Here is a 19,236-nt window from a genome sequence, read left to right as displayed (position 1 = left end):
ACTGCTCCCACATGCGCACGATCTCGCGCGAGACCTCGTCCCACTCGGCCTTGGTCGAGTTGGTGTCCATGATGTTGAACGAGGCGACCTCGTGGCTGCCCGCGCCGCGGCCGGTGCCCCACTCGAAGCGGCCCTCGGTGATGTGGTCCAGCATCGCGGCGCGCTCCGCGAAGCGAACGGGGTGCTCCTTGCGCGGCGAGAGGCTGTTGATGCCGGTGCCGAGGTGGATGCGCTCGGTCCTTGCGGCCACGTAGCCCATCGCGACCTCGGGGGCCGACATGTGGGAGTACTCGGTCAGGGCGTGGTGCTCACCGAACCAGACGTACTTCCAATTGTGCTTGTCGGCCTTGATCGCGAGGTCCAACTCGCGCATCAGGGACAGGTGCTCGGACGGGCGGTCGTGCGCAGCCGGTCCCGGGGTGAACCCGTTCAGAAAGATGCCGAACTCCACCGGGAGTCCTCCTCGGTCGTTCAGAAGTGTGCCTGCCGACGGTGCCGCGGCTCGGCCGCGTAAATCGGCGAACGTAATTGTGGAACCGTTACATGAATTGCCTGCGCATTCAAGATCCAGGCGAGGGCCAAACGCGGCGGCCGTGCCGTCCCCGGCCGGGCTCCGACTGCGTAACCTTGAGCCACACAGACTCGGCGCAGTACGGGGCGCGGCGAAAGGACTGGCATGACTGAGGGCGCGGACGGCACTGCCACACGGGGGCGCGGCAGACCCGCGCGCTTCTCGCGCGAGCAGATCATCGAGGCCGCGGTGGCCCTGGTCTATGCGGACCCCGGCGCGCCGCTCACCATCAAGCGCGTGGCGGAGGCGGTCGGGTCCGCGCCGATGGCGCTGTACCGGTACTTCCCGGACCGCGACGATCTGCTGCACGCGGTGGCGGACCGGGTCGCGACGGACATGCACTTCGACCCGCCCGAGGGCGCGACGTGGCAGGACAAGTTGCGCGCGTGGATGCTGACGAGCATGGAACACCTGCGCCCTTACCCGCAGTTGCTGCCGTACATCGCGTCGACACGGCAACCCGCGTGGCTGCCCTCGTTCATCATGCTGACCAGTCTGCTGAGTCCCTTGGGGCTGGACGACGAGGACATGGCCCTGGCCATCTCGCTGGTCGGCACCACGATCGTGGGCCAGGCAATCTTGGCCACGCAGCGCGCGCCGGCCGACGAGATGGCACCCGTGATGCGCGAGGCGCTGCGCGACGCGGCGCCCGAACACCGGGCGCGCGTCGAGCCGGTGATCGACCGGCTGCCCGAGGCCATGGAGCGGTTGTACGGCCTGGTCATCGACAACACCATCGTGGCGTTGGAGGGGCTGGGCGGGGTCGCCGACGCCACCACCGGTGGCGCGGGCCGCGAGCGCAGGCCCAAGCCGGCGCCGCTCGCACCGCTCTTCACGAGTGCCGGCGCCTGGTAGCGGCGTACCCGGGACACGTGGCACGGGTCACGCCGGTGCGCGGTCCGGCCGCGCCCACAGCCGGCGGGCGGAGTCGAGGGTCGCGCGGGCGAAGTCGCCCAGGTCGGCCTGCCGCCACTGCTCGGACAGCACCTCCATGCTCACGACCCGGTCGTAGCCCTTGCCGGTGACGGCGTCGCAGAACCGCCGGAGTTCGAAGACGCCCTCGCCGGGCAGGACACGGCGGTGCATGGACTCGTGGTGGATGTCGTCCGACACCGGGGCGGGGGCGTCGGCGAACTGCACGAACCCGAAGCGGTCGAGGGGGAGGCGGGCCAGGTCGTCCCAGGTGCTCGGGCCGCGGAAGAAGTGCCAGCTCTCGACGACCAGGCGCAGGTTCGGGTGTGCCACCCGGTCGAGCAGGGCGTCGGCCACCTCGATGGAGTCGACGTCGCGCGTCGGCAGGAACTCCAGGGACAGGCCCACGGATTCGCGGGCGAGCGCGGCCGCGCACTCGGCGGCGTTGCTGACGACCGCGGCATTGGGCTCCCCGGTCACGACGCACAGCACCTCGCGGGGACGCAGGACCTCGGCGGCACGCAGGATGTGGTCCAGGCTGCGCCGCGTCGCGTCGCGGTCCGCGGAGATCGAGAGCGACACCAGTTCGTAGCACGGCAGTTCGTGCTCGACCAGCAGCTTCGCGAGTTCCCGCGGCGGCAGTCCGTCGCGCTCGTGCGCCAGGACCGAGAGGAGGTCCAGGCCGATGAAGTCGTATCCGGCCGCGGCGGCGGCACGGATCTGCGCGGGCAGCGACGGCGCGAGGCCGTAGTAGGTCGAGTGGTTGAACGTGTTGAAGCTGAAGCGCATGAGGCCTCCGGGCAGGTGGCGCGGGCAAGCCGGAGGCCTGCGTACTCTTCCTGGCTATCATAGCCATGATTAAGCATCCATGTCGACGGCCGGAAGCCGAGCGCAGAGGGGGTCAGCGCGTCAGGAAGCAAGGAACGCGGCCAGGAAAGGCGGAGTGGCAGGACGGCATAAGAGGACGGGGGTGTGTGGAGGCGCCTCAGTGGGTCGGCGGGTCGGAGTCGATGGGCCGCGCGCCGTGGCCGCGCAGCGGGTACGCGTGCGCGCCCTCAAGGTGCCGCACCGCGAACCGGTAGGCGGCGCTGTCGTCGCCGTCCGCGATGAGGTCGATCAACTCCTGGTGCTCGCGAACGCCCAGCGCACGGATCTCGTCGCTCACGTCCGCCGCCGACTGCTCGGCCCAGGTCTGCTCCTGCCGCGCCCACAGCGTCTCGACCATGCCCAGCAGGACCTGCATGGTCTGGTTGCCGCAGCCGGCCACGATCGCCTCGTGGAACTCGCGGCTCAGCCTGATGTACGCCAGCGGGTCTCCGATCGCCGCCGCCATGCGTTCGTGCACCTCGCGCAGCCGCGGCAGCACCGCGGTCGTCCGGTCCGGCCGCTGGGTGCACAGCGCGACGCACACCGGTTCGAGGCGGCGCAGCGCCTGCGCCAGGTCGTCCAGAGTCACGTGCCGGGCGTGCATCACCATGCCGAACATGCGCGCGGCGTCCTGCGGCGTGGGGCTGTGGACCACCGAACCGCCGACCTTGCCGCGCCGGACGGTGATCAGCCCCTCGGTCTCCAGGATCCGGATCGCCTGGCGCAGCGTGGTGCGGCCGACGTCGAACTCGGCCATCAGCTCGTCCTGCTTGGGGATCACGTCGCCGTCGGCGAGTTCTCCGTCGAGGATCCGCCGGCGCAGCGCCGCCGCGACGACCTCGGCGATGGCGGCGTAGCGGATCGGGCCCGAGTCGCTGCTGCGTGCGTCGGTGCGGACCGTGGCGGACGGAGAGGACATGTCCGCAATCCTATCCACCGCCCGGCCGCGGCCCCCTGCGTCACCCGCCTGACACGTGCCCGGATTCCTCCGGCCGCGACTGCGGCCCGGTGACGTGGATGTGCTGGGTGCCGTACTGCGTCGCGTGGACGACGCCGTTTCCCGAGGCCACGTTGATCATCTGAGCGCCGCCAGGGACCCGCGCCGCTTCCCGGTCCGGCAATCGGTCGCGTCCGCCTCGCGCATCAGCACGCGGTCGGCGGGATAGCGCACGACGCGAATGTGAAGACACCCCTAGACCCCGCGGGCGGGCGTCCCGGTACGGCGCGGGACGGCGCGGCGGTCAGATCAGCACTCTCGCGGGGGTGATGACCAGCGGCGCGGAGAACATCTCGCCGAACCGCTCGGGGGTGTCGAACATCGCCCCCATGCGCTCGATGTACTTGGCCAGGTACGCGGGCACAAGGTGCGCGGCCGGCACTTCCGCGTCGTGCCGCGCGGTCCCCTCGATGCGCACGATGTTGCGGCCGATGTCGGTGACGTCCAGCGTCAGGCTCACGCGCGGGTTCGCGGCGAGGTTGCGGAGCTTCGCCTTGCCCGGACGGCTGTAGACCAGGATCGTCTCGTCGTCGCGCAACAGGAACCACACCGGCACACTCACCGGCTGCCCGTCCGGCCGGACGCTCGTCAGCCACGCGATGAGGTTCCGGGCGAGTCGGGACTCGACCCGCTCGCGGTCGGGCGCATCGAGGTGCGAGGTGATTCTCATGGGGCCCTCTCCGCGGCGTCGGTGATCTTGCCGGGATCGTACATGCCGTCCTCCCGTGCGCCAGGGCTGCGGAAGCCCGGGCGCGGCGCCCGCCGCGGGGCACGACACAAAGAGTTCATACCGGTGCATCAACTACCGCGGTGACCAGGCTTGTTCGCGGCGCACGCGACTTCTAGGCTCCTGCGGGTACGCATCTGCTCCCGGAGCCAAGCCGGCCGGGCAGGGCGGGCCACAACGGCAAGGAGCACCATGCAACCGCTGTGCAGCCGCAGGCACATCGACCTCGGGCGCGTCCACAGCGCGGGCTGTCGCATCAGCTGACGCCGCGACCCGGTCGGACGCCGCCGTGCGTCCACCGCGCCGTTTCGCCGGTGCCCTGCCCGGCACCCGACTCTGTTCCTGCCTCCAGCACGCCGCCGCACATTCCGGCCTGCCGCGCGCCCCGATCGCGCGGCCCGGCGGCGTCGCGTGCTGCCTTGACGCCCTCAGGAGAACCCCGTGCCCGCATCGCGCCGCACCGCCGGCCGCACCGTCGCAATCCCCGGCCGGACCGGTGCCGCCGTCCGCCGTCCCGGCAGCCGCATCCGCCGCCCTGCCCTTCTTCCCGCCGCCGCGGTCGCACTCGCCCTGACCGCGTCCGCGTGCTCGGGGACGGACGGGACCACGGCGACCGCCGCGGACGCGGGTCCGCCGCGCGCGGGCGGCACCCTGACGCTTGCCCTCGCCGTCGACCCGACCTGCCTCGACCCCCAGCAGTACGGCCTCAACGCGAGCCTCAACGTGGGCCGTCAGCTCGTCGACTCGCTGACCGACCAGGACCCGGCGACCGGCGAGATCAAACCGTGGCTCGCGCAGTCCTGGGAGGTGAACCCCGAGGCCACGCAGTTCACGTTCCACCTGCGGCCCGGCGTGACGTTCAGCGACGGGACACCGGTCGACGCGACCGCGGTCAAGGCGAACCTCGACGGGGTGGTGGCCCTCGGCGCCAAGGCCCAGATCGCGGGCGTCTACCTCACCGGCTACACCGGGTCCACCGTCGTCGACCCGACCACCGTGCGGGTCGAATTCGGCACGCCCAGCGCGCAGTTCCTCCAGGCCACCTCGACCGTGTCGCTCGGTCTGCTGGCACCGGCGACGCTCGCCCGGTCCGCCGACGAACGGTGCCAGGGGGCGCTGGTGGGCTCCGGGCCGTTCGTCTTCGGCTCGTACAAACAGAACCAGAGCGTCGAGATCACCCGGCGTGCCGGGTACAACTGGGGTTCGTCGCTCTGGCACAAGGAAGGGGAGGCCTACCTCGACAAGGTCGTCTACAAGATCATCCCCGAGTCGGGGGTACGCGCCGGCGCGCTGGAGTCCGGCCAGGTGGACGCGATCAGCGACATCCAGCCGCAGGACGAGGGACGCTTCGAGGGCGGCGCGTACACCGTCGTCACGCGCCCCAACCCCGGTGTCGTCTTCGGTCTGTTCCCCAACGTCGTGCGCCCCGGCCTCGACGACGACGCGGTGCGACATGCCGTGCAAAAGGCGGTCGACCGCCCCGAGTTGACGCAGACCGTGTTGAGCCCGCGGTACAAACCGGCCACGAGTCCGCTCGCCGCGGTCACGCCGGACTACGTCGACCAGGGCGCGGCACTCGGGTACGACCCCGAAGGCGCCAAGCGGATCCTGGACGCCGCCGGGTGGCTGCCGGGATCGGACGGCATCCGCGCCAAGAACGGCCGCAAACTCAGCTTCGACGTGGTCTTCGCACCGGCCTTCAATGCCAGTCAGTCCGTCCTCGAACTCGTCCAGCAGCAACTGAAGAAGGTCGGGGTCGACCTGCGCCTTCGCAAGCTGACCCCGGGGGAGACCAACACCGTCCTGGCCGGCGGCGACTTCGACTTCAGCTACCTGAACCTGACCCGGTCCGACCCGGACGTGCTCCGCGTGCTGTTCTCGACCAAGAGCGCCAACCGCGGCCACCTGCCCGTCGGCCCTCTCGACACCGCTCTGGACCAGCAGTCCCGCCTCAACGACCAGGGGCCCCGGTACGGGCAGGTCGCCGAGGCACAGCGGGTGATCGTCGAACGCGGTTACGTCATACCGCTGTTCGAACTCGCGCAGGTGCACGGCCTCGCCGCGAAGGTGCAGGGAGTCACCCTCGACGCGTCCTCGCGGCTGAGCCTGCACGACGCCTGGCTGAAGGGCTGACGGGCGCATGGCGCGCTACCTCGTCCGCCGGCTCCTCCAGGCGCTGTTCGTGCTGTGGGCAGCGTTCACGCTGTCCTACTTCGTGCTCTTCGCACTCCCCAGCGACCCGGTCGGCATCAAGCTCGGCGGGATCGACTCGACCGCGACACCCGAGGAAATCGCGGCCGTACGCGACGAGTACGGCATCGGCGACCCCGTTCTGCTCCAGTACGTGAAGGCCCTGCGCAACGCCGTGACCGGCGACTTCGGCCACTCGGTCCAGACCGGTGGCGAGGTGCGCGGCATGATCGCCGACGCGCTCCCCGAAACACTCGAACTCACCGGCTTGGCCCTGCTCCTGACCCTGGTGTTCGGCGTCGGCCTGGCCCTCGCGGCGACGTACGCCCGCACTCGGCGGCTGCGGCAATTCCTGCTCTCCCTGCCGGCGTTGGGCATATCGATGCCGGTCTTCTGGGTGGGGCTGCTGCTCATCCAGGTGGTGTCGTTCCAGTGGCGGGCGCTGCCCGCGCTGGGCAACGAAGGGTTCGACAGCCTCATCCTGCCCGCGATCACCATGGCCCTGCCCGCGTCCGCGTTCATCGCCCAGATCCTCGCGAAGAGCATGACCACCGCACTCGCGTCTCCCTACATCGACACCGCGCGGGCGAAGGGCGCGAGCCGCGCCCGCATCCACATCCACCACGCGCTGCGCAACGCCGCGCTGCCCGCACTGACCGTGTTCGGCGTGCTCGCGGGGAACCTGCTCACCGAATCGGTGGTGGTCGAGACGGTGTTCTCGCGGGCCGGCCTCGGCCGGGTGACCGCCTTTGCGGTCGACACCCAGGACGTGCCGGTCGTGCAGGGCGTCGTGGTGTTGTCCGCCCTGGTCTTCGTGCTGGTCAGCCTGCTCGTCGACCTGCTGTATCCGCTGCTGGACCCGCGCATCGCCACCGTGCCCGCGCGACGGGTCTGAGGGAGGAACCCATGTCGGAAACCCTCGACCCGCCGCGCACCGCAGAAGCGGCCGACGGTGACGGTGCGCACGGCGCCACCCCTGCGGACCGATCCGGAACCGAGAGAACCGCCGCCGCCGCGACGACCGATCAGCCGTGGCCTGCCCGCGGGAAGGACGCCGTCGTACCGCCGCGGTCCGCCCGTCTTCGCGGGCGGGCCCGCGGGTTCGGGACCTTCCTGCGGCACCGGCCCGGGCTCGCGGTGTCCCTCGTGTTCGTCGCCTTCGTGCTGCTCGCCGCGGTGGCTCCCGGCATCGTCGCCCCCGGCGACCCGCTGACCGGCGAACCCGCCGACAAACTGCAAGGCCCGGGCGCGGAACACCTGTTCGGTACCGACCAGCTCGGCCGGGACGTGTTCACGCGCCTCGTCCACGGCACGTCCCTGTCGCTGCGCGCCACCGCGCTGGCGGTGGTCGTCGCCCTGGTGCTCGGCACGTCCCTCGGCCTCGCCGCCGGCTTCGTCGGCGGAGTCGTCGACGACGCCGTGATGCGTCTCGTGGACGTGCTCCAGGCCATCCCGCGGCTCCTGCTCTCGCTCGCCGTCATCACCGCGCTCGGCTTCGGCACCACCAAGGTCGCCTTCGCGGTCGGGCTGGCCAGCGCCGCGGGGTTCGCGCGCGTGATGCGCGCGGAAGTGCTCCGCGTACGGTCCGCCGGCTACGTGGAGGCGGCGCACGCCTGCGGGGTGCGCCCCACGGGCGTGCTGCTGCGGCATATCCTGCCCAACTCCTGGGGGCCCGTCCTCGTGATGGCCGCCCTCGAATTCGGTGTCGCCATCCTCGCCGTGTCGTCCCTCAGCTTCCTCGGCTTCGGCGCCACCCCGCCGACCCCCGAATGGGGATCCCTGGTCTCCGAGGGCCGCAACTACGTCGCCACCGCCTGGTGGCTCACCGCCTTCCCCGGCCTGGTGATCGCCGCGACGGTACTCGCCGCCAACCGCATCTCCCGGGCCCTCGACACCGAACGAGGAGACGACCGATGACGCTGCTGGAGATCAGCGGACTCGAAGTCGCTTACCAGGGACGTCACTCCGCGCCGCGAACCGTTGTGCACGGCGTGGACATGACCGTCGGTCCGGGTGAAGTCGTGGCAGTGGTGGGGGAGTCCGGGTCCGGCAAGAGCACCACCGCACACGCCGTACTCGGCCTGCTGCCGGGGACCGGGCGGGTCACCGGCGGACGGGTGCTGTTCGAGGGGCGTGACCTCCTGACGCTCCGCGAGCGAGACATGCGCGAAGTCCGGGGCGCGGGAATCGGGTTCGTTCCGCAGGACCCGGCCGTGTCGCTCAACCCGGTGCGCCGGGTCGGGGACCAGGTCGCCGAGGCGCTGCTCGTGCACAAGGCCGCGGACGCTCGGACCGCCCGCGCCCACGCGGTACGCCTCCTCGGCGAAGCGGGCCTGCCCGCTCCGGACATCCGCGCCCGGCAGTACCCGCATGAACTGTCCGGCGGAATGCGGCAGCGGGTGCTCATCGCGATCGCCCTCGCGTGCCGCCCCCGGCTGGTGGTCGCCGACGAGCCCACCAGCGCACTCGACGTGACCGTGCAGAAGGGGATCCTCGACCACCTCGGCACGCTCACGCGCGAACACGGCATCGCCGTCCTGCTGATCACCCACGACCTGGGGCTGGCGGCCGACCGGGCGCAGCGGGTCGTGGTCATGTCCCAGGGACGAGTCGTCGAGTCGGGCCCCGCCGACCAGGTGCTGCGGCGACCCGAACACCCTTACACCCAGACGCTCGTCGCCGCGGCCCCGGGCCTCGACGACGGCCTCGGCCCCGAGCCGCCGACCGAATCCGGCGCCGCGGACCGCCGCATCGTCGCCGTCCAAGGCCTCGGCAAGGACTACCCGCTGCCGGACGGTTCGACCCTGCGGGCCGTCGACGACGTCGGGTTCCACATCGACAGGGGCGAGACGTACGCGCTGGTCGGCGAGTCGGGATCGGGCAAGTCGACCACCGCCAGGCTCGTCCTCGGGCTGGAGAGCGCGACCCGGGGCAGGGCCGAGGTGGCCGGCGCCGACGTCACCCGCCTCGCCCGGAGCCGCGCGGGCCGCGCCGAACTCCGCCGCCTGCGCCGCCGCATGCAGGTCGTGCACCAGAACCCGTACGCATCGCTCGACCCGCGGCTGACCGTCGCGCAGATCGTCACCGAACCCCTGCGGGCGTTCGGCATCGGCGACCGCGCGGCCCGCCGGGACCGCGCCGCCACGCTCATGGACCAGGTCGCCTTGGCCCCCGACGTCCTCGACCGCCGCCCGGCCGAACTGTCCGGCGGCATGCGTCAACGCGTCGCGATCGCCCGCGCCCTCGCGCCCGGCCCGGACCTGCTCGTCTGCGACGAACCGACCTCCGCGCTCGACGTGTCCGTGCAGGCGCAACTGCTCGAACTGCTCACCGACATCCAGCACGAGCTGGGGCTCGCCCTGCTGTTCATCTCGCACGACCTGGCTGTGGTGCGCCGGGTGGCGCATCGGGTCGGGGTGATGCGGCAGGGCCGCCTCGTCGAGTCCGGGACCGCGGACGAGGTCCTGCGCTCGCCGCGGCACGCGTACACGCGGGACCTCATCGCCGCGGTGCCCGGCGGGGCCCGAACCGCGCTGCGGCCCCGAACCTGAGCCAGGGTCCGCATCGGATCCCCGCCACCTGCCACCCGCCGCACCGCGGTCCGCCCTGCGGTCGTTCCCCGTCTTTCGCCCCGCGCCGACCGGAGACACCATGAAATTCGCGGTCTTCACCCTTGTCGCCAACCTCCCCAACCCCGTCACCGGAGAAGTGCTCTCGCCGTACGACCGGCTCCGCGACGTCGTGGACGCCGCCGTGCTGACCGAGGAACTCGGCTTCGACGCCTACGGCGTGGGGGAACGCCACGGCGCGCCCTTCCTCTCCTCCTCGCCGGCCGTGCTCCTGGCCGCGGTGGCCGAGCGGACCTCCCGCGTCAGGCTCCTGACCACCCTCACGGTCATCAGCGTCCTCGACCCCGTGCGGGTGGCCGAGGAGTACGCGACCCTCGACCAGCTCTCCGCAGGCCGCCTCGAACTCATGGTCGGCAAGGGCAACGACCCCCGGCACTTCCCGCTCTTCGGTCTGGAGGAGGAGCGGCAATGGGAGTACCAGGAGGAGAAGTTCGAGCTGCTGCGCCGCCTCTGGCACGAGGAGGACGTGACCTGGTCCGGTCGCTTCCGGCCGCCGCTGGCCGAAGTGACGACCCAGCCCCGGCCGTTCCGCGCCCGGCCGCACATCTGGCACGGCAGTGCCACCAGCACCGAGTCGACGGAACTGGCCGCGAAGTGGGGCGACCCGCTGTTCACCGCGAACGGGTTCCACCCGATGGCGAAGTACGCCGCCCTGATCGACCACTACCGCGAGCGCTGGGAGGCGTACGGCCACGATCCCCGCGACGCCGTCGTCGGCTCGGGGGCGGGCGGCTGCTACGTGGCGCGGACCTCGCAGGAGGCCAGGCAGCGCTTCCAGCCGTACTGGGACGCCTTCTCGCGGACCGCCGCCGCGCAGCACAACCACTCGCCGTTCGCCTCGCTGGAGGACACGATCGAACGCGGGCCCGCGCTGGTCGGGAGCCCGGCTCAGATCGTCGACAAGATCGGCCGCTACCACGAGGCGTACGGCCACCAGGTCCAGGCGCTCGGCGTGGAGGGCCTGGCGGCCGACGAGCGCCGCGGCGTCCTGGAGCTGTTCGCCTCGGACGTCGTGCCGCACGTCGCGGCCCGGCTGCCTTCCGCGGTCTGGTGCTGAGACCCCGTCGTGGCGGCGCCTGAGGCGCGCAGGCGGCAGGGAAACACCCGTGGGGCCCGGACCGACTCCGGTCCGGGCCCCACGGGCGTCGACCACGGGTGGCCGTTGCCGCCGCCGGGCGGCCCCGCGCGGTCAGCCGGTCGAGGCACGGCCCGCCACGTGCGCGGAGAAGGCGTCGACCAGCTCGTACAGCGGCGCCAGGCCCTCCGGGCCGAGCCGGTGGCCGGTGCCGCCGTCCCCTTCCCCGTTCCCGTCGCCGGGATGGACGTACGACTCGTGGACGAACCAGCCCTGCGAAACGTGCGTCGCGCCCAGTGACGTGAGCACGGGCCGCAGCGCGTAGTCGAGTGCGAGGACGTGCGCGGGGGTGCCGCCGGTCAGCACCGGCAGGACGGCCTTGCCGCGCAGCGCGAACTGCGGCAGGACGTCGAGGAAAGCCTTGAGCACGCCGCTGTAGGCGGCCTTGTAGACGGGGCTGGCGACCACCACCGCATCGGCCTTGTCGACCAGTGCGAGCGCGTCGCGGATCGCCGGATCGGCGAAGTCGGCGTGCAGCAATGCCTGCGGCGGGAGGTCGCGTACGGCCAGACGGTCGACGCGGTGGCCGGCTTCGGCAAGGCGGTCGGCGACGTGTGCGGCGACGATGCCGGTGCGCGACACGCGCGACGGCGAACCCCACAAGGTGAGGACGGATGGCATGACGGGACTCCGAACGGAAGGGGCGGGACGACGCACGGGTGGCGTCGGGCGTCGGTGAGGGCTCTGCCGGCGGTGTGAGACGGCGTCAGCGAGGGCGACACGCGGCACTGACGGCGTGCCCGAAGTCGAGGTAGCGGCGGCCGGACAGGAACGGTTCGTACGTCATCACGCCTCCCGCCCTTCGATGGTCCCGACTGACCCATCGTCGTCCGCAGTTGTGACAGCGACATGAACCGACCGTGAAACAAGGCGAGTTCGCCACCCAGGCAGCCTGGGGGCGATACGCCGTCCGGGGCCCCTCGGCGTTGACAGCGCGGCGCCGGGTTTCGTAGCGTCCGTTACGTGAGTACGGACCTGCGCCTGGTGTCCTGCCGCCACATCGACTACTGCCGAGTGGCCGGCACCTGCTGTCCGCGCGTCTGAGGCCGCTTGACGCTCCGCCGGACGCTTCCCGCACCGGCGCCTGCCCCGCGTCTCACGGTCATGCCGCCGTAGGCACGTCCTTGTAGGCACGTCCTGGTACCACGTTCTTCCAGGCACAGCCTTTGGAGCCACGGCCCGACCGGCACAGCCCTGCGGTCGTGGCCGTGCGGCGGTGCGCGGAATCCCCCCCACTCTCAGTACGCATTCGAGCGGCGCCGCGCCGACCGCCGCGCCCGTATCCGGGAGACCCCGATGGCCCACCCCCGTCCGTTCTCCGTCGCCGTCATCGGTGCGGGCCCCGGCGGCACCTCGCTGATCGAACGCCTGGTCGCCAACGCCGCCGAGCTGTTGCCGCGGCATCCCTTGCACCTGCACGTCGTCGACCCCCATCCACCCGGCGCCGGCCGCGTCTGGCGGCGCGAGCAGTCACCGCTCCTGTGGGCGAACTCCCTGGCCTCGGACATCACTTTGTTCACCGACGAGGCCGCGACATGCGAAGGACCGATAGCGCCTGGTCCCTCCCTGTGGGAGTGGGGGCGCGACCGGGCTGCCGAGATCCGCGAAGGGCGTACCCAACCGGCGCTTGCGCCGTACGCGGACGAACTGTCCCGGCTGACGCCTGTCTCGTTTCCGAGCCGACCGCTGCTGAGCGCCTACCTCGCCTGGGTGTTCCGGGCCACGGCGGCATCCGCGCCGCCGAACGTCCGCATCATCGTGCACCGGGACCGCGCCGTCGACCTCACGGACGGACCGTTCGGCCGCCAGCAACTCGAACTCGCCGGGGGCACCGGGATCGTCGCCGACGCCGTCGTGCTCGCGCAGGGCCACCTCGACCATGAGCCGGACCCGTCGGAGCGGGAACTCGTCGGCTACGCACGCGAGAACGGCCTGACCTATCTGCCGCGCGGCTACGCCGCCGACCAGGACCTCGGGGTCCTGGCCCCAGGTGAGCCGGTGATCGTGCGCGGCCTTGGCCTCGCCTTCGTCGACCTGATGGTCCGCGTCAGCTCGGGGCGCGGTGGACGGTTCGGGCGCGGCGCCGAGGGCGTGCCGACCTACCATCCCTCGGGCAACGAACCGGTGCTGTACGTCGGTTCGCGACGCGGCGTGCCCTATCGCGCCAAGACCGGGTACGAACTGACGGGGGACCGCCATGTGCCCCGGTTCCTCGCCGTCGAGACCTTCGACGACCGCCCCGGGCCCCGGGCGCTGGAATGGCATCGCGACATTCGCCCCGCACTCGACCGGGAGATGCTGTGGGCTTACTACCAACGCCTGTTCACCGCCCACCGGGACCGCACCACCGCCGATTGGGCCGACGTCGCCGAACCGCTGGCCGAAGCACTCGCCGACGGCGATCATGCGCCGTTGGTCAACGCGACCGTGCCGGCCCCGGACGACCGCCTCGACCTCGGACTCCTCGACCGCCCTTTGGCAGGAAGGCGGTTCGCCGACGCGACGGAGCTGCAGGAGGCCTTGCTCACCCACATGGCGGCTGATCTGGCCCGGCGCTCGGACCCCCGGTTCAGTGCCGATCTGGCGGTCATCCACGCCCTGCTGGCCGCATACGGCGTCATCGCCCGGCTGTTGGCCGCAGGCCGTATCTCCGACAGCGCGCAGTTGCACGAACTTCCGAAATTCCACAACTACTTCAGCTACATCGCGAGCGGTCCGCCCGGGCCGCGCCTCGCGGAGATGGCCGCCTTGGCCGAAGCGGGCGTCATCCGCTTCCTCGGCCCGGACACGGCGGTGGCCGCCCGTGACGGCGCGTTCGTCGCGCACAGCCCGGCGGTTCCCGGCGTGGTGCGCGCCCGGGCCCTCGTCGAGGCCAGGCTTCCGGAGCCGGCGTTGGCGCGCACCCTGGACCCGCTGCTGCGCAGGCTGTACGCCCGCGGGGCGGTATCCGAGGAACTGCTCGCCGGGGCGCCCACCGGCAAGGTGCGGACCGAGGCCGGCACGCACCGCCTGGTCGACTCCGACGGGATAGTGCACAACGCGCGGTTCGCGACAGGGCACGGGGTCGCGGGCGGTGTCGCCGTGGGCGGATTCGCCCGGCCGCGGTTCGACGCGCCGACGTTCCGCGTCAACGACAGCCTGGCACGCGACGTGCTGCGCGGTCTGGCGGCCTCGGCCCCCACCCCCGTCGCGGCGCCGACCGAACGCCTCACCGCATGACCACCACGACCGCATCACGAGCGCTTTTTTCACGACCGGACCACGACCGGACCACGACCGATTCGCGACCGAAGGAGTCAGAATGACCACCGCAGCCGTCTTCGCAAGCCCTGTCGACACCGAGGTGTTCGGCGCCTACCAGGCCCGGCACCCTTCCCCGCGTGACGGGGTCGAACGGCCCTTCTATCCCTTCCAGGACCGCATCGGCGCACCGGGATCGTCGCCGTACCCCGCCGAGCCGGGCCGGTACCACCTGTATGTCTCGTACGGTTGCCCGTGGGCGCAGATCGTATCCGTCGTCCGGGCCGCGAAGGACCTGGAGGAGGTCGTCACCGCCTCCTACGTGGACGAGGAACGCGACGGCCGGGGCTGGGCGTTCCGCGAGCGCTTCGGCCCCGACCCGGTCAACGGCTTCGCGCTGCTGCGGGACGCGTACGAACTCACCGAGCCCGGGTACGACGGGCACATCTCGGTGCCGACCCTCTGGGACCGCGCCACGACCCGGGTGGTGAGCAACGACTTCCCGGTCATCCCCGTGGATCTGGCGACGCGGTTCGACGCCTGGGGCGACGCGTCGGTCGACCTCTACCCGGAGCACTTGCGCGGCGAGATCGACGCGTACGACAGCCGGATCACCGCCGAGGTGAAGGCCGGTGGCCTGGTCGACGGCGTGAACGCGCTCGACGCCCACGAGGCGCAACTCGCCGAGTCGGCGTTCGTGCACGGCGAGACGCTGACGCTCTCGGACATCCGGCTGTGGGTGAAGCTGATCCGCTTCGAGGTCGGCTACCACGCCGCGATCGAGCGCGACGGGCGCGGGTTGCCCGACTATCCGAACCTGTGGGCCTACACCCGCCGCCTGTACGAGCGGCCGGAGTTCGCGGGCACCACGCGCCCGGAGGTCCTGCGCGCGCAGCGGGACAGGATCCTGGGAGAGAAGCCGCCGGGGGCGGTCCACGAGGCCGCGGTACGGCGAGACGAGGAGTGGGCGGAGGGCTGAGCGGGGGACCGGGCCGGGGACGGCCGACAGGCCGGTAGAGCGGCCGAGGACCCGCGCGGTCAGTGCTCCTCGGAGTCGTCGGCCGGGTCGGCCGTGTCCGCCAGCGCCCGCGCGAACGCCGCCACGCGCGCCGACGGCCCCGAGCCGTTCCGCGGCCAGGTGAGCGCCAGCGCGGACATCGGCAGGCCCGTCACCGGCACGAAGGCCAGCGAGCGCCGTGCGTGGTACTCGGCGGTCGGCTCGCACAGCAGCATCGCGCCGCGGCCGACCGCCGCGCCGGCCAGGCCCTCCTGAAGCGTGCGCACCGCGGGACCGCGCGGGATCGCCCTTCCCTCCGGAGTGCGTTCGGGGGCGTTCGCGCGCCGCCAGTAGTCCGGGGCCGGACCGGCGACGGTGATGAGATCGCAGGCCGCGAGATCCTCGGCGGTGATCTCGGCGCGGTCCGCGTACGGGTGCCGCACCGACACCGCGAGCGTCTGGCGGCGGCGCGAGAACACCGGTCCGACGGCCACGTCCGGCTCCTCGGCCGGAAGCAGGACGATCGCCGCGTCGACCTCGCCGCGCCGCAGCGGCCCGAAGGGGTCGTTGAACGGCACCTCGCCGACCTCCGCGGCGCTGCCCGGATGCCGGCTCTCGAATGCGGCGATCGCGTCCATGAGCTGGTCGTTGGCGCTGCCCTGGAAACCGAGGCGCAGTGTGCCCGCCACGTCCCCGGCCGCCGCGCGCGTGTCGTCGACGGCGGTACGCAGCGCCGCGTACGCCGGGGTCAGCGACGCGTGGAAGCGCGCACCCAGCGGGGTCAGGCGCACCCGGCGGCTCGTACGCTCCACGAGGCGTGCGCCGACCCGGTGCTCCAGCGCGCGCAGCAACTGGCTGACGCGGCTCTGCGACACGTACAGCCGGTCTCCGGTCCGGCCGAAGTGCAGTTCCTCGGCGAGGACGAGAAAGGCCTCGATCTCCCGGATCTCGATCCCGCCCGCCATGCCGCTCCACTCTCCCGATGCGGCGCCCCTGGCGCCCGCCTCGGGTCGCTCCGCCCCGTTCCGTCGCGCGGCCCGCCGCGATCGATGAGCCACGCTCATGGAAAGCATGAGAGATCTCCCGTTGTTCCCCGGGGACCGGGACGGTTGCCTGGCGGCATGGCTCTTGTCGATCAAGTCGATCACTCCGCGCGCGGCGGCTGGCCGGCCGTCGCCGTCGTCGCGGCCGGGACTTTCACCGTCGTCACGTCCGAGATGTTGCCCGTCGGCCTGCTCACCCCTCTCGGTGAGTCACTGGCCGTCTCGGAGGGCACGGCCGGCCTGGCCCTCACGGTCACCGGACTGTCGGCGGCCGTCGCCGCGCCGGCGCTGGCGCCGGTGTTCGCCCGGCACGACCGGAGGAGGGCCCTCGTCCTCCTGATGGCGCTCGTCGGCCTGGGCAACCTGCTCAGCGCATGGGCGCCGAACTTCGCGGTGATGACCGCCGCGCGCCTGCTGGTCGGCATCGGGATGGGCGGCGTATGGGCGCTGGCCGCCGGGATCGCGGTACGCCTCGTGCCGCCGACCTCCGTCGGCGCGGCGACCTCGCTGGTGTTCAGCGGTATCGCGGTGGCTTCGGTGCTCGGCGTTCCGGCGGGCGCATATGTCGGCGAAATCCTCGGCTGGCGGGCGGCCTTCGTGGCGGCCGGCGGTCTCGGCCTCGGCTTGGCCGTCGCCCTGGCCGCGGCGCTCCCGGCGCTGCCGGCGGACGCCGCGCGCCCTCGTCTCGCCGAACCCCTTGCGGACGCCCGCGTGCGGGTCGCGCTGGTGGTGGTGGCGCTGTTGGTGACCGGGCACTTCGCCGCATACACGTATGTGCGCCCGGTCCTGGAGGACGTCTCCGGGATCAGGGCGGCCCTGGTCGGGGCGCTGCTCCTGGGGTACGGCATCGCGGGCGTGGCGGGCAACTTCGCGGCGGGCTTCGGCGCGACCCGCTCGGCGCGCGGCACGCTGCTGCTCCTGTCCGCGCTGCTTGCCGCCACCGTGTTCCTCGTGCCTGCACTCGGCGACTCGGTGTGGGCCGCGGCGGCGCTGCTGGTGCTGTGGGGCGTTGCCTACGGCGGGGTGTCGGTTTCCGTGCAGACCTGGCTCCTGGCCGCCGTCCCCCGGGCACGCGAGGCGGCTTCGGCCCTTCTGGTCGGTGTCTTCAACACCGCGATAGCGCTGGGGGCATTTCTCGGCGGACGCGCCGCCGACGGTCTCGGTACCGCTTCGGTCATGTACCTCGGGGGCGCGCTGGCGTCTGCGGCGGCGCTTGTCCTGGCGGCGACGCGGCCCCGTGCGGAGCGGCCCCCGCGCCGTGAGCCGACCAGTTGAGCATGAGAACAGGCTTTTATGGCAAGGGAGTTGGACGTCCTCTGGGTGGATGTTCTCCGGTGTCCTCGTTATAACGAGACGGCTGCAACACGAAGGCTGTGACGGGACCGCAGTCGACTCAACGGAGGCAGTCGCCGCAACGGAGGGAAGGCAGCCATATGCGCCGCTACACCGGAACCCATGCCAGGGCCGCCGCCGGGATCGCCGTGGCGATTGCCACGACGGCGGCGGCTGTGCCGACCGCGTCAGCCGCCGTGCCGGCCGCATCGTCGGTGTCGTCCGGGGGAGGACCGTCCGCGTGTTCGTTCACCCGGACTCTGTGCCTGTTCGACGGCACGGGCTTCACGGGACAACGGCTGACGGTCAGTTCGCTGGTGCCCGGCGGCACCTGCGTGAGTCTTGTCGACCACGGCTGGGCCGGCCGCGTCCGTTCGGTCGCCAACACCCACACCTCGAGTGCGGCGATGTTCATGAACGACGACTGTGTGGGCGGCCCGTACCAGGTGCCCGGACGCTCGGGGATCGCCGACCTCGGCGGCTTCTCACCCGCGAGCGTCTGGGTCGCCGGATAGCGGCGGCCGGGCCCGGGCGGTGGTGCGCCACGAACCCGGGTGACCCGCGGCTATCGGCTGGGCTCGCGGGAAGCCCCGGCCTGCGCCGCGCGACGCGTCCGGCCGGGATGCTTGAGCGGCAGCGTCATGCTCTTCGCGTCGGGCGCCGACACGGCGTCCTCGACGGTCGGGAACGCGATCAGGAAATCCCGGAGCCCGGTCCTGGTCAGCAGGTGGTCCAGGTCCTCGGGTACGGCCGCGAGCCGCAGGGAGCCACCGGCCTCCAAGGCGCCGCGCCGGATGCCGATCAGAGCGCTCAGGCCGCAGGCGTCGCAGAACGTGACGCCGGACAGGTCGACCACCAGGTCCGGACGGCCCTCGGCGATCCGCGCGGCGGCTTCCGTCCGTAAGGCGTCCGCCGCGGCCTCGTCCAGCTCGCCCCGAGGGGCGAGCAGGCTCACCCGGCTCGGGACGGCCCGCGGCTCGCGCACGCGTCTCGGGTCGGTCATCAATACTCCTCTTGGATCCGCTTCATTGATCCGTTTCGTCGGTCTTGGTGCGTCGAGCCGGTTCGTTCGTGGTTCCGGCCGTGGTCAGTGGCGGCCGCGCGCCGAATCGGACGCCCCGCCGAACAGCCGGGCAACGGCACGGAACGGCAGTGTGACCACGGTTGCGATCGCTCCGCCGATCTTCCGGAAAACGTCTCCGATGGCTCTGAACATGTGATCCCTCCGATCGGGCCGGGACGATACGAAGCGGCGGCAGGATGCGCGCGTTCGAAATCCCGGATATGAAGTGGCTGCCCGGGGTCCGCCGAAGGAAACGGAGTCGGAAGGACCGTCCCGCGCGATTGAACTCCGGACGCCTTCGGTCCGTACGTGAAGAGGGAGCGGCCGACCGGCGCCGGCGGCTCCCAAGAGTGTCGGGGACCCGCTCACCGGCCTTGTCGCCGGCGGCGGCACCGGCCCCGCCGCGGGATTCCGGACCATGGGGAGACGCCGGTCGAGGCGTTGCGCAAGTTCCTGACCGGGGCAGGCTCGCGCGTGGCCGCCGCTTCGTGCCGGGCCCACGCGTCGAGGCCGCCCCCGGACAACGGCGTCCG

Annotated in this window: 18 protein-coding genes; 10 read left to right on the top strand and 8 right to left on the bottom strand. The window is 72.1% G+C overall.

Annotated features, from left to right (window positions below; genetic code table 11):
- The coding region (locus AB0C36_RS38215) for an LLM class flavin-dependent oxidoreductase (protein WP_358363348.1) at window positions 1–451 on the bottom strand (451 nt) is incomplete at its 3' end.
- A 225-nt stretch (window positions 452–676) separates the two neighbouring features.
- On the opposite strand from AB0C36_RS38215, the gene AB0C36_RS38210 reads away from it, so the two are divergent.
- Complete coding sequence (locus AB0C36_RS38210) at window positions 677–1,426, top strand: TetR/AcrR family transcriptional regulator (protein WP_358363346.1); 750 nt, start codon at window positions 677–679, stop codon at window positions 1,424–1,426.
- Between the two features lie 27 nt (window positions 1,427–1,453).
- Here the strand turns inward: AB0C36_RS38210 and AB0C36_RS38205 are convergent, their stop codons facing one another.
- From AB0C36_RS38205 to AB0C36_RS38195, 3 genes are all read right to left on the bottom strand, one after another.
- Entirely contained in the window at window positions 1,454–2,272 is an 819-nt protein-coding gene (locus tag AB0C36_RS38205; RefSeq protein ID WP_358363345.1) for a sugar phosphate isomerase/epimerase family protein, read from the bottom strand.
- A gap of 196 nt (window positions 2,273–2,468) precedes the next feature.
- Window positions 2,469–3,269 carry a FadR/GntR family transcriptional regulator gene (locus AB0C36_RS38200; RefSeq protein ID WP_358363343.1) on the bottom strand — a complete coding sequence of 267 codons (801 nt, stop codon included), beginning with the start codon at window positions 3,267–3,269 and terminating at the stop codon, window positions 2,469–2,471.
- A gap of 322 nt (window positions 3,270–3,591) precedes the next feature.
- The gene (locus AB0C36_RS38195; protein WP_358363342.1) at window positions 3,592–4,017 is read right to left on the bottom strand and encodes a TIGR03667 family PPOX class F420-dependent oxidoreductase; all 426 of its coding nucleotides are present in this window, start codon (window positions 4,015–4,017) and stop codon (window positions 3,592–3,594) included.
- A gap of 498 nt (window positions 4,018–4,515) precedes the next feature.
- Here AB0C36_RS38195 and AB0C36_RS38190 point away from each other — a divergent pair, with 498 nt between their 5' ends.
- From AB0C36_RS38190 to AB0C36_RS38170, 5 genes are all read left to right on the top strand, one after another.
- Window positions 4,516–6,207 carry an ABC transporter substrate-binding protein gene (locus tag AB0C36_RS38190; RefSeq protein WP_358363340.1) on the top strand — a complete coding sequence of 564 codons (1,692 nt, stop codon included), beginning with the start codon at window positions 4,516–4,518 and terminating at the stop codon, window positions 6,205–6,207.
- A 7-nt stretch (window positions 6,208–6,214) separates the two neighbouring features.
- Window positions 6,215–7,159 carry an ABC transporter permease gene (locus AB0C36_RS38185; protein WP_358363338.1) on the top strand — a complete coding sequence of 315 codons (945 nt, stop codon included), beginning with the start codon at window positions 6,215–6,217 and terminating at the stop codon, window positions 7,157–7,159.
- Between the two features lie 11 nt (window positions 7,160–7,170).
- A complete protein-coding gene (locus AB0C36_RS38180) occupies window positions 7,171–8,181 on the top strand; it encodes an ABC transporter permease (RefSeq protein ID WP_358363336.1) in 1,011 nt (336 codons plus the stop codon).
- Window positions 8,178–9,815: a dipeptide ABC transporter ATP-binding protein gene (locus AB0C36_RS38175; protein WP_358363334.1), complete on the top strand. Its 1,638-nt coding sequence runs from the start codon at window positions 8,178–8,180 to the stop codon at window positions 9,813–9,815. Before AB0C36_RS38180 ends, AB0C36_RS38175 begins: the two co-directional genes overlap by 4 nt.
- Window positions 9,816–9,915: 100 nt before the next feature.
- Window positions 9,916–10,950 carry an LLM class flavin-dependent oxidoreductase gene (locus AB0C36_RS38170; RefSeq protein WP_358363332.1) on the top strand — a complete coding sequence of 345 codons (1,035 nt, stop codon included), beginning with the start codon at window positions 9,916–9,918 and terminating at the stop codon, window positions 10,948–10,950.
- Window positions 10,951–11,082: 132 nt separating this feature from the next.
- Here AB0C36_RS38170 and ssuE read toward each other — a convergent pair whose 3' ends face one another.
- A complete protein-coding gene (gene ssuE, locus AB0C36_RS38165; protein WP_358363330.1) occupies window positions 11,083–11,649 on the bottom strand; it encodes an NADPH-dependent FMN reductase in 567 nt (188 codons plus the stop codon).
- Window positions 11,650–12,324: 675 nt separating this feature from the next.
- Here ssuE and AB0C36_RS38160 point away from each other — a divergent pair.
- Together AB0C36_RS38160 and AB0C36_RS38155 are read left to right on the top strand one after the other, a co-directional pair.
- Window positions 12,325–14,247: an FAD/NAD(P)-binding protein gene (locus tag AB0C36_RS38160; RefSeq protein WP_358363329.1), complete on the top strand. Its 1,923-nt coding sequence runs from the start codon at window positions 12,325–12,327 to the stop codon at window positions 14,245–14,247.
- A gap of 82 nt (window positions 14,248–14,329) precedes the next feature.
- Window positions 14,330–15,247, top strand: coding sequence for a glutathione S-transferase C-terminal domain-containing protein (locus AB0C36_RS38155; RefSeq protein WP_358363327.1), 918 nt, complete (start codon window positions 14,330–14,332; stop codon window positions 15,245–15,247).
- Window positions 15,248–15,306: 59 nt separating this feature from the next.
- Here the strand turns inward: AB0C36_RS38155 and AB0C36_RS38150 are convergent, their stop codons facing one another.
- Window positions 15,307–16,230, bottom strand: a complete 924-nt coding sequence (locus AB0C36_RS38150) for a LysR family transcriptional regulator (RefSeq protein WP_358363325.1) — start codon at window positions 16,228–16,230, stop codon at window positions 15,307–15,309.
- A 156-nt stretch (window positions 16,231–16,386) separates the two neighbouring features.
- Between AB0C36_RS38150 and AB0C36_RS38145 the strand changes: the two genes are divergently transcribed.
- Both AB0C36_RS38145 and AB0C36_RS38140 read left to right on the top strand, forming a co-directional pair.
- A complete protein-coding gene (locus AB0C36_RS38145) occupies window positions 16,387–17,583 on the top strand; it encodes an MFS transporter (RefSeq protein ID WP_358363323.1) in 1,197 nt (398 codons plus the stop codon).
- 158 nt (window positions 17,584–17,741) lie between these two features.
- The gene (locus tag AB0C36_RS38140; protein ID WP_358363322.1) at window positions 17,742–18,155 is read left to right on the top strand and encodes a peptidase inhibitor family I36 protein; all 414 of its coding nucleotides are present in this window, start codon (window positions 17,742–17,744) and stop codon (window positions 18,153–18,155) included.
- 50 nt (window positions 18,156–18,205) lie between these two features.
- On the opposite strand, the gene AB0C36_RS38135 is transcribed toward AB0C36_RS38140, so the two are convergent.
- Entirely contained in the window at window positions 18,206–18,643 is a 438-nt protein-coding gene (locus AB0C36_RS38135) for an STAS domain-containing protein (protein ID WP_358363320.1), read from the bottom strand.
- An 84-nt stretch (window positions 18,644–18,727) separates the two neighbouring features.
- Window positions 18,728–18,856 (bottom strand): LPFR motif small protein, encoded by a 129-nt coding sequence (locus tag AB0C36_RS38130; RefSeq protein WP_358363318.1) that lies wholly within the window; start codon window positions 18,854–18,856, stop codon window positions 18,728–18,730.
- Window positions 18,857–19,236 lie beyond the last annotated feature (380 nt).

This window comes from Streptodolium elevatio (assembly GCF_040649515.1).
Lineage (GTDB): Bacteria > Actinomycetota > Actinomycetes > Streptomycetales > Streptomycetaceae > Yinghuangia > Yinghuangia elevatio.
The sequence above is the reverse complement of the archived record's forward strand: the minus strand, read 5'-3'. Positions and strand labels throughout refer to the sequence as shown.

Excerpts from the sequence above, each read along its gene's own strand:
- AB0C36_RS38160 (WP_358363329.1), top strand. The coding sequence starts at position 12,325 with ATGGCCCACCCCCGTCCGTTCTCCGTCGCCGTCATCGGTGCGGGCCCC.
- AB0C36_RS38175 (WP_358363334.1), top strand. The coding sequence starts at position 8,178 with ATGACGCTGCTGGAGATCAGCGGACTCGAAGTCGCTTACCAGGGACGT.
- AB0C36_RS38205 (WP_358363345.1), bottom strand. The coding sequence starts at position 2,272 with ATGCGCTTCAGCTTCAACACGTTCAACCACTCGACCTACTACGGCCTC.
- AB0C36_RS38195 (WP_358363342.1), bottom strand. The coding sequence starts at position 4,017 with ATGAGAATCACCTCGCACCTCGATGCGCCCGACCGCGAGCGGGTCGAG.
- AB0C36_RS38185 (WP_358363338.1), top strand. The coding sequence starts at position 6,215 with ATGGCGCGCTACCTCGTCCGCCGGCTCCTCCAGGCGCTGTTCGTGCTG.
- AB0C36_RS38155 (WP_358363327.1), top strand. The coding sequence starts at position 14,330 with ATGACCACCGCAGCCGTCTTCGCAAGCCCTGTCGACACCGAGGTGTTC.
- AB0C36_RS38150 (WP_358363325.1), bottom strand. The coding sequence starts at position 16,230 with ATGGCGGGCGGGATCGAGATCCGGGAGATCGAGGCCTTTCTCGTCCTC.
- AB0C36_RS38145 (WP_358363323.1), top strand. The coding sequence starts at position 16,387 with ATGGCTCTTGTCGATCAAGTCGATCACTCCGCGCGCGGCGGCTGGCCG.
- AB0C36_RS38170 (WP_358363332.1), top strand. The coding sequence starts at position 9,916 with ATGAAATTCGCGGTCTTCACCCTTGTCGCCAACCTCCCCAACCCCGTC.
- AB0C36_RS38200 (WP_358363343.1), bottom strand. The coding sequence starts at position 3,269 with ATGTCCTCTCCGTCCGCCACGGTCCGCACCGACGCACGCAGCAGCGAC.
- AB0C36_RS38130 (WP_358363318.1), bottom strand. The coding sequence starts at position 18,856 with ATGTTCAGAGCCATCGGAGACGTTTTCCGGAAGATCGGCGGAGCGATC.
- ssuE (WP_358363330.1), bottom strand. The coding sequence starts at position 11,649 with ATGCCATCCGTCCTCACCTTGTGGGGTTCGCCGTCGCGCGTGTCGCGC.
- AB0C36_RS38210 (WP_358363346.1), top strand. The coding sequence starts at position 677 with ATGACTGAGGGCGCGGACGGCACTGCCACACGGGGGCGCGGCAGACCC.
- AB0C36_RS38180 (WP_358363336.1), top strand. The coding sequence starts at position 7,171 with ATGTCGGAAACCCTCGACCCGCCGCGCACCGCAGAAGCGGCCGACGGT.
- AB0C36_RS38140 (WP_358363322.1), top strand. The coding sequence starts at position 17,742 with ATGCGCCGCTACACCGGAACCCATGCCAGGGCCGCCGCCGGGATCGCC.
- AB0C36_RS38135 (WP_358363320.1), bottom strand. The coding sequence starts at position 18,643 with ATGACCGACCCGAGACGCGTGCGCGAGCCGCGGGCCGTCCCGAGCCGG.